This is a genomic window from Paracoccus sp. (in: a-proteobacteria), from assembly GCF_047973135.1.
Lineage (GTDB): Bacteria > Pseudomonadota > Alphaproteobacteria > Rhodobacterales > Rhodobacteraceae > Paracoccus.
Window position 1 is genome coordinate 1 of sequence record NZ_JBKEBL010000251.1, and the last position, 15,282, is coordinate 15,282.

The following is a 15,282-nucleotide window of genomic DNA, read 5'->3' on the forward strand; positions in this document are numbered from 1 at the left end:
CAGACCTTCACGGCGCTCGATCTCCCGCAACAGCATCAGCCCAGCGTCGGAACTCATGTTGGCACCCTCAAATCCGAGCAGGACCTGCTTGCCATTGACCGGTGACAAACACAGACGAGAGGGTGTAGAAACATCCATGGTGAGGCTCGGCATCCTGAAGAACTGCGGCTTTGGGTGTAGGAACCATAAAACTACAGCTCTTCAAGTAGTTAAGCCAGTCTCACCAACTCCTCATGCATAATTCGGGTTAATCCCTTGCAGAACTTTCGGTGAGCCGGTTAACCTTTAGGCTAGCTGACGGGACGACAGGGAAGCGGACGGAATGACATCGGGATTTTTGGAATTCCTGCTCAGGCGCGCGGTGGGCTTTGCCGGTGTGCTGCTGGTGCTGGCAATGATGATCTTTGTGCTGGCCCGCGTGGTGCCCGGCGATCCGGCGCGGATCGCCCTTGGCCCGACCGCCAGCCCCGAGCAGATCGCGCAACTTCGCGGCGAGATGGGGCTGGATGACCCCCTGCCGCTGCAATTCGTGAATTTCCTTGGCGGCGCGCTGCGTGGCGATTTCGGCAATTCGCTGATCTCGGGCAAGCCCGTGGCGCAGGAAATCGCCGCCCTTCTGCCCGCCACGCTGGAACTGGTGCTGGCGGCGCTGGTACTGATGCTGCTGTTCGGCCTGCCGCTGGGGGTGTTGGCGGCGCGGTACCGGAACGGCTGGATCGACACGGTCCTGCGGCTGGTGTCGCTGATCGGGGTGACGATGCCGGGCTTTCTGTTCGCGATCCTGTTGCAGCTTTGGGCATCCTATTTCCTGTCCGACTGGCCGATCCTTGGCCGGATTTCGCGCGACTATTCGGGCTTTTCGGGGCCGACCGGGCTGTACACGCTGGACGGGCTGCTGACCGGACGGCTGGATGTGACCGCCGATGCGCTGCGCCATCTGCTGTTTCCGGCGCTGGCCCTGTCGCTGTCCGGGATCGGGCAGATCATGCGCATCACCCGGTCCGCCATGATCGAGCATCAGCGCCGTGATCACGTCCAGACGCTGCGCAGCTTTGGCGTGCCGGGCCGCGTCGTGACCTTTCGCTATCTGCTGAAACTGTCGGCCATCGCGCCGTTGACCATTCTGGGGCTGGAATTTGCCTCGCTGATCGGCAATGCCTTCGTGGTCGAGATGGTGTTTTCCTGGGGCGGCTTTGCCTCGGCGGGGCTAGAGGCGATCTTGCAGAAAGACCTGAACGCGGTGATGGCCGTGGTGCTGGTGTCGGGCTGTTTCTTTGTCATCGCCAACCTGCTGGTCGATATCGCCATCGGCATGATCGACCCCCGCCTGCGCATGAAGGAGGGCCGCTGATGTCCGTCGCAACCCCCGAGATCAAGGTTCTCACCGCGCGGCAAATGGCCTGGATGCGGTTCCGCGCCAATCCGGTGGCGATCATCGGGGCGCTGATGGTGGCCTCGGTCGTGCTGGTGGCAATCTTTGCGCCGCTGCTGGCACCCTTTCCCGATCATGCCGGGGCGGTGATCGATTTCCGCCACAAGCACGCGCCCCCCGACGGCACCTATCTGATGGGTGCCGACAAGGTCGGGCGCGACATTCTCAGCCGGGTTCTGTTCGGCTTTCGGGTGTCTTTGCTGCTGGTGGCGGGGGTGCTGATCATCGCCGTTCCCGTCGGCAGCGCGCTTGGGCTGCTGGCGGGTTATTTTTCCGGGCGGGTCGAAACGCTGATCACCGGGTTCACCAATGTCATGCTGGCGATTCCGCCGCTGGTCATGGCGCTGGCGGTGGGCAATGTGCTGACCCCCAGCCTGACCAACGCCATGATCGCCATCGCGCTGCTGTGGTGGACCTGGCATGCGCGGCTGGTTTATCGCGTGTCGAAATCCGTCGCCGCCGAGGATTTCGTCGAGGCGGCGCGTCTGGCGGGCGCCTCGCACTGGCATATCCTGACGCGGGAAATCCTGCCCAATTGCATTGCCGTCATCTCGGTCAAGACGACGCTGGACGCGGCATTCATCATCCTGTTCGGGGCCACGCTGTCCTTTCTGGGACTGGGCGTTCAGCCTCCGACGCCGGATCTGGGCACAATGGTCGCCGACGGGCGGCAATTCCTGCCCGAACGCTGGTGGGGGGTGCTGGCACCGGGGCTGGCGATCTTTTACGCCACGCTGGGTTTCAACCTGCTGGGCGACGGCCTGCGCGACATGTTCGACGTCGAGGTGTAGTCCATGCCCCTTCTTGAAATCCGCAACCTGAACCTGTCATTTACCAGCTATGGCCAGACCTCGCATGTGCTGAAGGATATTTCGCTGAAGATCGGTCAGGGCCAGCGCGTCGCCGTGATCGGAGAGACGGGATCGGGCAAATCCGTGACCTCGAAAGCGGTGCTGAACACGCTGCCGGGCAATGCCTCGGTCGATGGCGGCCAGATCCTGTGGCGGGGCGAGGATCTGCTGCAAAAATCCAACGGCGCACGCGAGGCGCTGAAGGGCATCGAGATGTCGGTGGTCATGCAGGATCCGCTGTCCTCGTTCAATCCGGTCTTTACCATCGGGCGGCATCTGGACGATGTGCTGTACTGGGCTGATCGCCGCGCAGGACGCCGCCACAGCCGGGCCGAGCGGCGGACGCGTATCGCCGAAACGCTGCGCAAGGTACAGCTTGCCGATCCCGACCGGGTGATGCGGTCCTATCCCTCGCAATTGTCGGGGGGCATGCGGCAGCGGGTGCTGATCGCGCTGGCGCTGATGAACCGGCCCGCGCTGCTGATCGCGGATGAACCCGGCACCGCTCTGGACGTCACTACCCAGGACGAGATCCTGCATCTGATCAACCAGCTTGTCCGCGACGAGGGGCTGTCGCTGATGATGATCACGCATAACCTTGGCGTGGTCCGGCTGACCGCCGATTACGTCTATGTCATGTGCAAGGGCGAGATCGTCGAACATGGTCCGCTGAAACAGATCTTCGACGCTCCGCAGACCGATTACGCGCGCGAACTGATCGCGGCGATCCCGCCGCTTTACGGCCCTGCCGTCAAGGATCAGCCCGCCGGGTCGGACAAGACGATGGTGCGTCTGGAGGGCGTGGGCAAGAATTTCACCGAAAGACACCTGCTGCGCGCCGATGTGGTGACGCAGGCGGTCCGAGGCGTCGATCTGGACATCCGCAAGGGCGAGATTTTCGGCTTGGCCGGTGAAAGCGGCTCGGGCAAGACAACGGTGGCGCGGATGGTGATGGGGATCATGCGGCCCAGTTCCGGGCGTATCACGCTTGACGGTCAGCCGCTGGACCAGATGGCCGGGGGCCGGGCAGACCGGGCCATGGCGCAGATCGTCTATCAAAACCCCGGCACCTCGCTGAACCCCAAGCGCACGGTGGCCCAGACCCTGTCGGTGCCGCTGAACTTTGCCGGCATGGATCGCGCCGATCAGCCCCGCCGGATGCAGGAATTGCTGGAACGCGTCGATCTGCCCCGGCATTTCCTGTCGCGCTATCCGCATGAATTGTCGGGCGGCCAGAAACAGCGCGTGGCCATCGCCCGCGCACTGGCGGCCAATCCGCGGCTGATCGTGCTGGACGAACCGACCTCGGCGTTGGATGTGTCGGTGCAGAAACGGGTCATCGCGCTGCTGGAGGAACTGCGCGACGATCTGGGCCTGACCTATCTGTTCATCAGCCACGACCTGTCGCTGATGCGGAATTTCTGTTCGCGCATCGCCGTCATGCTGCGGGGCGAGCTGGTCGAAAGCGGCACCCCTGCCGATGTGTTCGGCAATCCGCAGCACCCCTATACCCGCGCGCTGATCGCCGCGATCCCGGTCATCACCGATGCCGAGGAAGCCGCGAAACCGCGTGTTACCCCCGAAGAAAAACAAAGGTTCCTCGTGTCCTCGGCGGCATGAGACGAAAGGAGAGCAGATGGTTCTGAGACTGGGCATCGACGTCGGCGGCACGAATACCGACGCAGTCATCCTGCGTGACCGCGAGGTTCTGGCGGGGGTCAAAAGCGCGACCACCGAAGACGTCATGAGCGGCATCCGCGATGCGCTGGAGCACGTGATCGAACAGGCGGGCGTGGCGCGCGGTGATATTGACGTGACGATGATCGGCACCACACATTTCACCAATGCGGTGATCGAGCGCCGGCATCTGGACCCGGTCGCCGCGATCAGACTGGGTCTGCCCGCGACAGCCTGCCTGCCGCCGATGGTGGACTGGCCCGCCGATCTGGTCGAGATGGTGGGCGGCCACCGTTACCTGCTGCGCGGCGGCTATGAATTTGACGGTCGCGAGATCGCCCCTCTGGACGAGGACGAACTGGTCCGCATCGCGGGCGAGATCAGCGGCAAGGGCATCAAGGCGGCGGCGATTTCGTCGGTCTTTTCGCCTATCAACCGCGAGATGGAAGAACGCGCCCGCGTGATCCTGCAACACCATTGCCCCGGCCTGCCCATCGTCCTGTCCAGCGAAATCGGGCGCATCGGCCTGCTGGAACGCGAAAGCGCCGCGATCATGAACGCCTCGCTGCTCAGCCTGTCGGATCAGACGGTCGAGGCGTTCGGCCGGGCGCTGCGCGATGCCGGGCTGAACTGCCCGTTCTTCGTCACCCAGAACGACGGCACGCTGATGGCCGCCGACACGGTGCGGCGCTTCCCGGTGCTGACCTTCGCCTCGGGGCCGACCAACTCGATGCGCGGCGCGGCCTTTCTGACCGGCGTGAAAGAGGCCATCGTCATCGACATCGGCGGCACCACGACCGATGTGGGTTCGTTGCAGCACGGTTTTCCGCGTCAGGCCGCCACGGTCGTCGATGTGGGCGGCGTGCGCACGAATTTCCGCATGCCGGATGTTTTTTCCATCGGGCTTGGGGGCGGCACGATGATTTCGGGCGGTGTCGGGGATCTGAAGGTCGGGCCGAAATCGGTGGGCTATCGCCTGACAACCGAGGCGCTGTGCTTTGGCGGCACGACGCTGACCACGACCGACATTGCCGTCAGCGCAGGTATGGCGCAGATTGGCGATGCGTCGAAAGTGGCGGGCATCGACCCCGCGCTGGTTCAGGCCGCCCGCACCCGCATCGCGGAAATGCTGGAAAGCGCGGTCGAGCGCAGCCGCATCAGCCCCGACCCCATTCCGGTGATCGCGGTAGGCGGCGGTTCCATTCTGGCGCCTGACCGGATCGGAGATTTGCAGGTGATCCGCCCCGAAAATTTCGCCGTGGCCAATGCCGTTGGTGCCGCCATCGCCCAGATCTCGGGCGAAGTGGACCGCATTTTCGCGCTTGAGGGCAAAAGCCGCGAAGAATGCCTTGCCGCCGCCGAGACCGAGGCCCGTCAGGCCGCCATCGCCTCGGGCGCGCTGGAAAGCACGCTGACGGTGATCGAACGCGAGGATGTGCCGCTGGCCTATCTGCCGGGCAATGCCACCCGCATTCACCTGAAGGTGGTAGGCGAGATGGGGGACGTTCATGCGTGACGCCACCGATATGTGGATCCTGACCGAAAACGACATTCTCGCGCTTGAAATCGGCTCGGGCATTCTGGGCACGGGCGGCGGCGGCAACCCCTATCTGGGCAAGCTGCGGGCGCTGCAAACCATGCGCGAGGGGTACGAACTGAAGGTGCTGCCCATCGGATCGCTGGACGACGACGCAAAGGTCATCGCCATGGGCGGAATCGGCGCGCCGCTTGTCTCGATCGAACGCATCAAAGAGGGCCGCGAGGGGCTGCGCTGTCTGCGCGGGCTTGAGGAACGGCTGGGCATCAAGGCCGATGCCGTGGGCTGCGAGGAAATCGGCGGCCAGAACTCGATGGAGCCGCTTGTCACTGCCGCGCTGGCCGGGCTGCCGGTGGTGGATGGCGACGGCATGGGCCGGGCCTTTCCCGAAATGCAGATGACCACCTATGCGATTTACGGCCACCACTCGACGCCCTCGATGATGTGCGACCCGCATGGCAACGCCGTCTGTTTCGAACATGCGATTTCCGAGAAATGGCACGAAACCATGGCCCGCGCCTGCGTGATCTCGCAAGGGGGGGCCTCGGTTCTGGCCTCGGCCCCGATGAGCGGCGCGTTCTTCAAGCGTTACGCCATCCCCGACAGCTATACCAAGGCCATCGGGCTGGGGCACGCGGTGATGGACGCGCGGCGCAACCATGACGACCCGATTGCCACGATCTGCACGCGCGAGGGCGGCAAGCATGTCTTTTCGGGCAAGATCATCGATCTGAAACGGCATTTCGCGCGCGGCTTCAACGTGGGCGTGGCCAGCATCGAGGGGCTGGACGATTGCCGCGGCTCGGCCGCCGAGATCACCATCCAGAATGAATTCCTGATCTTCCGCCGCGACGGCGAAATGCAGGTCTGCGTGCCTGATCTGGTGGTGGTGCTGGATCTGGACAGCGGCCTGCCGATCACCACCGAGATGCTGCGCTATGGCCAGCGCATCGCGGTTCTGGCGCTGCCTTGCCACGAATTGCTGCGCACCCCGCAGGCGCTGGACGTGATCGGCCCGGCGGCATTCGGTTATCCCGATCTGGTCTATCGACCCCTTGCGGAGGACAGGTAATGAGTTTCGACATCGGCCCGGACGATCTGGATGCGATTGCTGTGGGCGGGGCCTTTCTGGGCACGGGCGGCGGCGGCGATCCCTATATCGGCAAACTGATGGCCCGCGCGGCCATGGGCGATGCGGGCAAGGTCCGGGTGGTGGATGCCGAACGGGTGCCCGACGACGCGCTGTGCGTGCCGGTCTGCATGATGGGCGCGCCGACCGTCATGATCGAAAAAATGCCCGCCGGGTCCGAAGCCATGGCCGCGCTGTCCGCGCTTGAGACCTATCTGGGCCGCAAGGCGGATTACCTGATCTGTATCGAGGCGGGGGGCCTGAACTCGACCATCCCCTTCGCCGTGGCTGCGGCGACCGGGCTGCCGCTGATCGACGGCGACGGCATGGGCCGGGCCTTTCCCGAATTGCAGATGGTCAGCTTTACCATGCACGGCATTTCCGCCGCGCCGATGGTACTGGCCGATGACAAGGGCAACAGTTCGGTCCTGAACACCATCTCGAACCTCTGGACCGAACGGCTGGCCCGCGCCCAGACGGTCGAGATGGGCGGCGCGGCGCTGGTGGCGCTGTATCCGATGACCGGGGCGCAGGTAAAGGCGGGCATCCTGCGCGGTACGCTGGGGCTTATCCGCGAACTGGGCCAGACGATCAAGGCCGAACGCAAGGCCAATCGCCATCCCGGCGACGCGCTGATCGCGCGCTGCGGCGGGGTCGATCTGTGCACCGGCAGGGTGGTCGATATCGAGCGTTCGACCACGGGCGGCTTTGCGCGGGGCCGCGCGCGGCTGCGCGGGCTGGATGCCGATCAGGGCCGCGATTTCGTGCTGTCCTTCCAGAACGAGTTTCTGTGCCTTGAGGATGGCGATGGCAACCCCATGGCGCTGACCCCCGATCTGATCTGCGCGCTGGATGCCGATGGCGGGCTGCCGGTCACGACCGAAAGCCTGCGCTTTGGCCTTGCCCTGCGGCTGATCGGCCTGCCCGCCGATCCGCAATGGCGCAGCCCCGCCGGGCTGGACCTGGCCGGGCCGGGGTATTTCGGCTATCCGCATGAATTTTCGCCAGTCGAGATACTGGCCGCGACAAGACAGAAAAACTGACCAACAAGGGGTACCGATTGATGAGAAAACTGCTGACTGCCACCGCGCTTGCCGGGCTGACCGCGCTGCCCGCCCTGGCGCAGGACGACAAGGTCGCGATCACTGTCAACGCCGTACAGATCTTTGGCACGATCGACCCGGCCAAGATCAACGATTACACCGAATACATGGCCGCCGTGAACCTGTATGACGGGTTGACCACGGTTGACGGCGCTGGCACCGTCGTGCCCCAGCTTGCCGAAAGCTGGACCGTATCCGACGACAACCTGACCTATACGTTCAAGCTGAAAGAGGGTGCCACCTTTCAGGACGGCAGCCCGGTCGAGGCATCGGATGTCGTTTATTCCGTGAACCGCCTTCTGGCCCTGAACGAGGGTCCGGCGCATCTGTTCGCGGGGCTGATCACGCCCGATTCCATCAGCGCCCCAGATGCGCATACGGTCGAGATCAGGCTGTCCAAGGTCTTTGCGCCCTTCATCTCGGTTACGCCGCTGCTGCTGGTTGTCAACGAAGAGGCCGCCAAGGCCGCTGGCGACGGAGACTGGGCCGAGACCTATCTGGCCGATCATCCCCTTGGCGCAGGCCCCTACAGCCTGGCCAAATGGGATCGCGGCGCGCAGATGACGCTGGAACGGTTCGAAGGCTATCATGCGGGTTGGCCCAACCAGAAACCCATCGACGAAATCCGTTTCGTGATCACCCGCGACGAGGCGACGGTGCGCGCGCTGGCGCAGCGGGGCGAATTGTCCATGTCCTCGGTCTATCAGTCCAGCGAAACCTATGAGGGAATTGACCAGCTTGATGACTATGACATCGCGGAATTTCCGACCGCGACCGGGTTCTATATCAAGCTGAACAATCAGGTCGCGCCGACCGACGACGTGCATGTCCGCCGCGCTATCGCCATGGCCATGGATTACGCCACCATCCGCGAGGTGATCTATCCCGGCGCACCGATGCGCGGGCCGCTGTCGGATGTGTTCGAAGGCGCGGTGCCTGCGGATGCCAAGGAACCGGTTTTCGACCTTGAGGCGGCGCAGGCCGAACTGGCGCAATCGAAATATGCGGGGCAGGGGCCGATCAAGCTGACCCATGCCTATGTCTCCAAGACCGCCTTCGAAGAGGAAATCGGACTTCTGTTCAAATCGACGCTGGACATGATCGGCTTTGACGTGACCATCCAGCCCGAACCCTGGAACCGGATCACCGAGCTTGCCACCTCGGTCGAGACGACGCCGAATTCCACGCAGGTTTTCTATGGCCCGACCTATCCCTCGCCGGATTCGGTCTATTACGTGCAATACGCATCCGGCGCAGCGGGCAACTGGGCCAGCATGGACTGGGTGCAGGATCCCGAGATCGACGCCATGATCGAGGCGTCGCGCGGCGAGGTCGATACCGACAGGCGCAACGGCATCTATCAGGATATCTATCGCAAGCTCAGCGACGATCAGCGTTCCGTCTGGCTGTTGGCGCAACAGAAACGCATGGCCATGCATAAATGCCTCAAGGGCTATTACTGGGTGCCGATGCAAAGCTGGGATTTTGATTTCTCGCACATGTTCTGGTCCTGCGACTGATTGACGCAAGCCTGCGCGTCCTGCAAGATCGGGGCGCGCTTCCGCAGGCCGTGCCACCCGGTCCGGCCGGTCTGCGACACCGCCGCAACTTGATTGCTGCCGCCGGGGTTCCTAGTTGAGATATGAGGGCTTAGCCGCTGATCGGACACATGATCGACGGTCAGGCATGTCTCGGCAGTGAATTTTTCCGGCCTGCCTCCGGGCGGTGCCGTGCCTTCAAACCCCTGACTTTCAGTGACCGATATGAACCAACAAATTCCAGAAGTAGCCCGTAAATCCGTTCTGCTGCACGGGCTGGACAATGACCAGATCGCGCGAATCCTTCAGGGCGCATCGCGCAGATCCTTCCGCTCGGGCGAGACGATTTTCCTTCAGGGCGAAACCGCCCGCTCGGTATTCATCGTCATCAGCGGTGCGATCAAGCTGATCCGCATGACACCCAGCGGGAACGAGGCGGTGGTGGCCATCATCGGGCGCGGTCGCAGCTTTGCCGAGGCGATGGTGCTGCGCGGCGCGCCCTATCCGGTCACGGCCGAGGCGATCACCGGCGGCACCCTGTTGCTGATCGACGGGCGCAGGTTGCGGCAATTCCTGCTGGAAAACCCCGAATTTGCCATCGACCTGCTGGCCTCGACCTTCGTGCATCTGCAAAGCCTTGTCGAACAGATCGAAAAGCTGAAGGCCCATACCGGGATCGAAAGGCTGGCCGAGTTTCTGACCAGCCTTGCAGATCGCGATGACGGCCCCTGCGAGGTACGGCTGCCCTATAACAAGCGGCTGGTGGCGGGGCATCTGGGCATGCAACCCGAAAGCCTGTCTCGCGCCTTCGCCAAGCTGCGTAACCACGGCGTCGAAACCGACACCAACCGCGCCATCATCGCCGATATCGCCGCGTTGCGCGCCTTGGCGGCAGGGACACGGGATTAGCCGCCGACCAGTTGCCGATAGATCGCGGGCAGTGCCGCCAGCAAGCGGTCGGGATGCGGGATCAGGGAAAAGCCGCCCTTCCCAAAGATGCGGGGAAACCAGCTTTTACCGTCATGATCCACGGTGATGCCGTGAACCGACAGCCCCGCCATCCGCGCCTCGCGCACCGCACGGGCGCTGTCCTCGATGCCGTGGCGGCCCTCGTAATGGTCCAGATCGTTAGGTTTGCCGTCCGATATGACCAACAGCAGCCGGCGGCGACTGGCTTGCGTCGCCAGCCCCGCCGAAGCGTGCCGGATCCCCGCGCCAAGCCGGGTATAAAAGCGCGGTCGCAACCCGGCGATGCGGCGTTCGACCGCCAGGCTCATCGGATCGTCGAAATCCTTGCAGGCGCTGATGAACACCCGGTCGCGGCGCAGCGATGAAAAGGCGTTGATGGCAAAGCGGTCGCCACAGGCATCCAGCCCCCAGGCCAACGCGGCCAGCGCCTCGCGTTCGATCTCGATCACCGCGCGGCCTGTCACAGCGCTTTCGGTCGAACGCGACACGTCCAGCAGAATCGACACCGCCAGATGCCGCGCCAGAGGCCGCGATTGCCGCCAGATCCGGTCATTGCCCTCGCCCGTGGCACGCAGCTCTGCCGCCGCGCGCACGACCAGATCGGGGTCCAGCTCGTCCCCGTCCGGGTGGCCGGTGGTGGTGACGCGGCCGGGGCGCAGGGCCTCGAACTGGCGGCGAACGGCGCGGATGCGGCGTTGCGCGCGGGGATCGCTGGCCAGCCCGTCCTCGCCATCCTCGGGGGCCGGATTCACCAGAACGCGCACATGGTCGGGCAGATAGTTCCCCCGGCGCGCGTCCCATTCGGGATAGGTGAGAACGCCCGCCACCGCCTCAAGATCGGCATCCTCGGGGGCCAGATCCAGATGCAGCTTCAGTCGCGTCGCGGGGGCCTTGCTGATCTGGCCCAGGGCCAGTTCTTCCTGATCCTCAAGCGCCTGTTTCGCGTCGTCTTCGTCGTCATCATCGACATGACGGTTCAGGTTCAGCATCTCGGCCCAGGACAGCAGCGCCTCGAATTTGTGCAGGATCAGGCTGTCGCGGCGTTGCGCCTGATCGCTGCGTCGCCTGCGGGCGCGCAACATGCGCGGGATGCGCGGATCGGCGGCCTCGCCCTGTGGCTGGTCGCCCGCAGCGGCGGGTTGTCCGGCGCGCGCCGTATCCCTGACATCGGGCCACAGCGGCACCGGTCGCATCGGGCGATAGCCGCGCGGTGACGTGACGCCGCCAGGTTCCCCTAGAAAACGCTGCGCGTCGGGCGACAGCAAAGCGGGATCGCCCAGCATCTGCCGGGCCAGCGCCTCGACCGCCGCCTCGGCACGGGGCAGCACGGCGGCAGGGCGCAAAAGCAGCACCATCCGGCACAGATCGTCGTAAAGCGGCCTCAGCCCCGGCGCGTCGGCCAGTGTCGCCTGAACGGCGCGGCGGCTGGCGGCCAGCCGGGCCAGATCGGCATGCAGCGGGTCGTCATGGCGGGGCGCGGGCGTGGAATGGGCGGCGCAGGCGGCCAGCCACAGATACAGCGCGGCATTCGCCTCGGGTGCGGGCAACAGGTCCAGACGCTGCGGCAGACGCAGGATTTCCCCATCGAACGAGGCATGCGGCACGGTCTCGGCCATGGTGCCAAGCCGTCGCCGCCAGCTTATCCGATGCCCCGAGACCTGTTGTTCGGCGGCGCGGATCTCGACCGAGGGCGCGCCGCCCAGACCCCGGAACAGCACTGCCAGCCGCCCGCGGATCTGATCCAGTGTCACCGCCTGATCGGCAAAGCTTTCGGGCGCGTCGAAACCGCTGGCCCATCGGTGCCAGATGCGCCCGACGCTTTCCTCGGGCTCCCACGGTTCGATGCCCGGTGCCATGAGCGCCTCAGCCGAATACGGCCACGGCCAGATCCTGCAAGCCGCGCCTTGTGTCGGGGTCATCGGTCAAGGGTTCGATCATCGCCGCCAGAATCGCGCGGTCGATGCCCATCCCGCCCGCGATCAGCGTCGCCGCATAGACCACCAGCCGGGTCGAAACCCCCTCTTCCAGATCCTGCCCCTTCAGCGCCCGGATCTTGCCCGCCAGCCGGACCAGCGCCTTGACCTGATCGGCCTCCAGCCCGCTTTCGCGTACAACGATGCGGGTTTCCAGCGCCGGATCGGGAAAGCCGAACTCCATCGCCACGAACCGCTGCCGGGTCGAAGGTTTCAGCGTTTTCAGGATGTTCTGATAGCCAGGGTTATAGCTGGCCACCAGCATGAAACCCGGCGCGGCCTCGATTTCCTCACCCGTGCGGTCAATGGGCAGGATGCGGCGGTCATCGGTCAGCGGGTGCAGCACGACGGTGACATCCTTGCGCGCCTCGACCACCTCATCCAGATAACAGATCGCCCCTTCCCGCACGGCGCGCGTCAGAGGGCCGTCGGTCCAGACCGTCTCGCCGCCCTTCAGCAGGTATCGCCCGACCAGGTCGGCGGCGGACAGGTCGTCATGGCAGGCAACGGTGTGCAGAGGCCGCCCCAGCCGCGCGGCCATATGGGCCACGAACCGGGTCTTGCCGCAACCCGTCGGCCCCTTCAGCAGCACCGGCAGATCATGGGCGGCGGCGGCCTCGAACATGGCGACCTCGTCGCCCTGCGGCAGGTAGAAAGGGGCGTCATCCGCGCCCCCCTCGTCCGGTTTCACATGCGCGTTCATCGGTTATTCCGCCGGCTCCAGATGGCCATCCTTGTGGCGCTGAACAGGGCCGGATTCGACCACCTCGCCGCGTGGCACCATGACTGAATAGATGAACAGATAGGCCCCGATCACCACCAGCACGCCCGAGCCAAAGCGCATCCAGAAAAACAGCGCCAGCCCGTCCTGCACATCCATGAAATATTCGCCCATCACGCGTTGCAGATGCGTCTGGATCGCGCCCGCGAAGGTCAGCGTCACCGTCATGAACACCATCCCCGATGACATCAGCCAGAAGGACGCCATGTTCAGCACCTGATTATAGGGATCGCGGTTCTTCATGATGGGCATGACATAGCTGACCAGCGCCAGGATCAGGCAGACATAGGCGCCGTAAAAGGCCAGATGCCCATGCGCCGCCGTGATCTGGGTGCCATGGGTGTAATAGTTCACCCCGTGCAGCGTGTGCAGGAACCCCCAGACCCCGCCGCCGAAAAAGGCCAGAACGGTGCAGCCCAGGCTCCAGACCAGAGCGGCCTTGTTCGGATGGTCACGGCGGCCCTTCCAGACCATGACAAAGGCAAAGGACATCATCGCGAAAAAGGGCACGATCTCGAAGCTGGAAAAGATCGAGCCGATCCACTGCCAATAGCCGGGCAAACCGATCCAGTAGTAATGGTGCCCGGTGCCCAGAATGCCCGAGAACAGCGCCGTGGCAACGATGACATACAGCCATTTCTCGACCACCTCGCGATCAACCCCCGTCAGTTTCAGCATCAGGAAGGCCAGGATCGCGGCCATGATCAGCTCCCACACGCCTTCCACCCACAGATGGATGACCCACCACCAGTATTGCTTGTCCAGCACCAGATTTGAGGGGTTGTAAAAGGCGAAAAGCCACAGGAACACCAGCCCCCATAGCCCCATCAGCAGCACATTGCTGACGGCGGTGCGGCGTCCGCGCAATGCCGTCATGCTGACATTATACATGAAGATGACGGCGGCGACGGCAATGCCGGCCTTGACCCAAGTGGGCTGTTCCAGAAACTCGCGCCCCTGCGTTCCCAAAAGCCAGTTGCCGTGGAACAGGTCGAACAGATAGGTCACGACCGCGCCAAGCGTGCCAACCACAAGGATGATCAATTGCAGATAGGCCAGAAAAGGCGAATGAATGTCACGCTCGGCCTCTTCGGGAAGCAGGTAATAGGTCGCGCCGAAAAACCCCAGCAGCAGCCAGACGACAAGGCTGTTGGTGTGCAGCATCCGCGCAATGTTGAAGGGCAAAAGCTCGGACAGGAAATTCGGGCTGACATATATCCAGCCCAGAAGCAGGCCGATAGTCACCTGAATGGCGAACAGCGCCATCGCGGCGATGATATAGGCATAGGCGATGCGTTGCGATTGGTATCTCATCTTTATTCCCCCTCAGCCAGCGTCGTTGGGCGGCCAGTCCTGGGTGTTGATCGTGCCGGTGAACAGCAGGAAATCGGCCAGTTCGCGAAATTCCTCGTCCGTCAGTTCGAACAGCGGCATCTGGCGGCGCCCCTCGATCCCGGTCGGCATGGCCTGCATCCAGGATTTCAGCGCATCCACCGCGCCTTCGGGATCGTCCTGCACGCCCCATCGTTTCATCACATTGCCCAGTTCAGGCGCGAAATAGGCCCCTTCGCCCAGCAGCGTGTGGCAGTCGATACAGGCGTTGCGTTCCCAGACATGCTTTCCCGCCGCCACGCTGGCGGTCAGCGCGGCCGGGTCGATGGCCTTGTTTCTGGCGTAAAGATGGCTGTGCAGCGTCAGCGCGCCAAATACCAGAATGAAGAAGATGGACCCGCCATAAAAGACGTTTCGGGCCATGCTCTTGGTCATGACGTCGCTCATGACGCGAATCCTTGTCTGTTATTGTCGGATATTCCCTGACTGACCTGCGGGGCCGAGTCGTTCATTGATGAAAGTCAAGTTCAGGTGATTGCGACAAAGCGGCGGCAATCCCCTCTGGCCATATTTGGGCGACACTGCGAGTATCTGCCTTGGGGAACAGACCCCTTCCGGCAGGTTTTACGCGGTCCGAGCGGCGATCGCGGGCGGAAACTGATCGGATCATCGAATTTGCGGATTGTCAGCGTAAAATCAGAGTAATTAGCCGCAATAATTCATGAAGCTGCGGTATCGCACCGTGTAGGCATGGCATCGCCCATTCCGGTTTGACCCACACAATGGACTTCGGCGGCCGTTTTTTTCGGGCCGCTAACGTCATGTGAGGTTGTGCAGGTTGATGTTTCTGGATGAGCGGGGCGTTTCGCTTCAGGCCGGACACGGTGGCTCGAGGGCTGGGAACAGCAAGGTGAGAAGCTTCCTGCGCGGGCAGCAGGCCGGAAGGGTGATGATGATCCG

At 63.7% G+C, this 15,282-nt stretch carries 13 protein-coding genes; 8 read left to right on the forward strand and 5 right to left on the reverse strand.

Going from position 1 to position 15,282, the window contains the following annotated elements; genetic code table 11:
• Positions 1-322 precede the first annotated feature (322 nt).
• The 8 genes from ACK5L9_RS18855 (at position 323) to ACK5L9_RS18890 (ending at position 10,176) form a co-directional block, all read left to right on the forward strand.
• On the forward strand, positions 323-1,351 hold the full coding sequence (locus ACK5L9_RS18855; protein ID WP_416912996.1) for an ABC transporter permease: 1,029 nt from the start codon (positions 323-325) through the stop codon (positions 1,349-1,351).
• Positions 1,351-2,223, forward strand: coding sequence for an ABC transporter permease (locus ACK5L9_RS18860; protein WP_416912997.1), 873 nt, complete (start codon positions 1,351-1,353; stop codon positions 2,221-2,223). Before ACK5L9_RS18855 ends, ACK5L9_RS18860 begins: the two co-directional genes overlap by 1 nt.
• A 3-nt stretch (positions 2,224-2,226) precedes the next feature.
• Positions 2,227-3,903: a dipeptide ABC transporter ATP-binding protein gene (locus ACK5L9_RS18865; RefSeq protein WP_416912998.1), complete on the forward strand. Its 1,677-nt coding sequence runs from the start codon at positions 2,227-2,229 to the stop codon at positions 3,901-3,903.
• Between the two features lie 16 nt (positions 3,904-3,919).
• On the forward strand, positions 3,920-5,476 hold the full coding sequence (locus tag ACK5L9_RS18870; RefSeq protein ID WP_416912999.1) for a hydantoinase/oxoprolinase N-terminal domain-containing protein: 1,557 nt from the start codon (positions 3,920-3,922) through the stop codon (positions 5,474-5,476).
• A complete protein-coding gene (locus ACK5L9_RS18875) occupies positions 5,469-6,569 on the forward strand; it encodes a DUF917 domain-containing protein (protein ID WP_416913000.1) in 1,101 nt (366 codons plus the stop codon). The genes ACK5L9_RS18870 and ACK5L9_RS18875 overlap by 8 nt, the downstream gene beginning before the upstream one ends.
• Entirely contained in the window at positions 6,569-7,669 is a 1,101-nt protein-coding gene (locus ACK5L9_RS18880) for a DUF917 domain-containing protein (protein ID WP_416913001.1), read from the forward strand. The genes ACK5L9_RS18875 and ACK5L9_RS18880 overlap by 1 nt, the downstream gene beginning before the upstream one ends.
• Before the next feature lie 20 nt (positions 7,670-7,689).
• On the forward strand, positions 7,690-9,249 hold the full coding sequence (locus ACK5L9_RS18885) for an ABC transporter substrate-binding protein (RefSeq protein ID WP_416913002.1): 1,560 nt from the start codon (positions 7,690-7,692) through the stop codon (positions 9,247-9,249).
• Between the two features lie 243 nt (positions 9,250-9,492).
• On the forward strand, positions 9,493-10,176 hold the full coding sequence (locus ACK5L9_RS18890; protein ID WP_416913003.1) for a Crp/Fnr family transcriptional regulator: 684 nt from the start codon (positions 9,493-9,495) through the stop codon (positions 10,174-10,176).
• On the opposite strand, the gene ACK5L9_RS18895 is transcribed toward ACK5L9_RS18890, so the two are convergent.
• The 5 genes from ACK5L9_RS18895 to ACK5L9_RS18915 all read right to left on the reverse strand — a co-directional run.
• Positions 10,173-12,092, reverse strand: coding sequence for a nitric oxide reductase activation protein NorD (locus tag ACK5L9_RS18895; protein WP_416913004.1), 1,920 nt, complete (start codon positions 12,090-12,092; stop codon positions 10,173-10,175). The genes ACK5L9_RS18890 and ACK5L9_RS18895 overlap by 4 nt on opposite strands.
• 7 nt (positions 12,093-12,099) lie before the next feature.
• Positions 12,100-12,912 carry a CbbQ/NirQ/NorQ/GpvN family protein gene (locus tag ACK5L9_RS18900; RefSeq protein ID WP_416913005.1) on the reverse strand — a complete coding sequence of 271 codons (813 nt, stop codon included), beginning with the start codon at positions 12,910-12,912 and terminating at the stop codon, positions 12,100-12,102.
• 3 nt (positions 12,913-12,915) lie between these two features.
• Positions 12,916-14,304: a cbb3-type cytochrome c oxidase subunit I gene (locus tag ACK5L9_RS18905; protein WP_416913006.1), complete on the reverse strand. Its 1,389-nt coding sequence runs from the start codon at positions 14,302-14,304 to the stop codon at positions 12,916-12,918.
• A 12-nt stretch (positions 14,305-14,316) separates the two neighbouring features.
• The gene (locus ACK5L9_RS18910) at positions 14,317-14,769 is read right to left on the reverse strand and encodes a c-type cytochrome (RefSeq protein WP_416913007.1); all 453 of its coding nucleotides are present in this window, start codon (positions 14,767-14,769) and stop codon (positions 14,317-14,319) included.
• A gap of 238 nt (positions 14,770-15,007) precedes the next feature.
• A partial coding sequence (locus ACK5L9_RS18915) for a hypothetical protein (RefSeq protein WP_416913008.1) occupies positions 15,008-15,282 on the reverse strand: 275 nt, incomplete at its 5' end.

Bases quoted from the DNA above. Each gene is read 5' to 3' on its own strand.
- ACK5L9_RS18870 (WP_416912999.1), top strand. From the start codon at position 3,920: ATGGTTCTGAGACTGGGCATCGACGTCGGCGGCACGAATACCGACGCA.
- ACK5L9_RS18860 (WP_416912997.1), top strand. From the start codon at position 1,351: ATGTCCGTCGCAACCCCCGAGATCAAGGTTCTCACCGCGCGGCAAATG.
- ACK5L9_RS18885 (WP_416913002.1), top strand. From the start codon at position 7,690: ATGAGAAAACTGCTGACTGCCACCGCGCTTGCCGGGCTGACCGCGCTG.
- ACK5L9_RS18865 (WP_416912998.1), top strand. From the start codon at position 2,227: ATGCCCCTTCTTGAAATCCGCAACCTGAACCTGTCATTTACCAGCTAT.
- ACK5L9_RS18855 (WP_416912996.1), top strand. From the start codon at position 323: ATGACATCGGGATTTTTGGAATTCCTGCTCAGGCGCGCGGTGGGCTTT.
- ACK5L9_RS18910 (WP_416913007.1), bottom strand. From the start codon at position 14,769: ATGAGCGACGTCATGACCAAGAGCATGGCCCGAAACGTCTTTTATGGC.
- ACK5L9_RS18905 (WP_416913006.1), bottom strand. From the start codon at position 14,304: ATGAGATACCAATCGCAACGCATCGCCTATGCCTATATCATCGCCGCG.
- ACK5L9_RS18890 (WP_416913003.1), top strand. From the start codon at position 9,493: ATGAACCAACAAATTCCAGAAGTAGCCCGTAAATCCGTTCTGCTGCAC.
- ACK5L9_RS18900 (WP_416913005.1), bottom strand. From the start codon at position 12,912: ATGAACGCGCATGTGAAACCGGACGAGGGGGGCGCGGATGACGCCCCT.
- ACK5L9_RS18895 (WP_416913004.1), bottom strand. From the start codon at position 12,092: ATGGCACCGGGCATCGAACCGTGGGAGCCCGAGGAAAGCGTCGGGCGC.
- ACK5L9_RS18875 (WP_416913000.1), top strand. From the start codon at position 5,469: ATGCGTGACGCCACCGATATGTGGATCCTGACCGAAAACGACATTCTC.
- ACK5L9_RS18880 (WP_416913001.1), top strand. From the start codon at position 6,569: ATGAGTTTCGACATCGGCCCGGACGATCTGGATGCGATTGCTGTGGGC.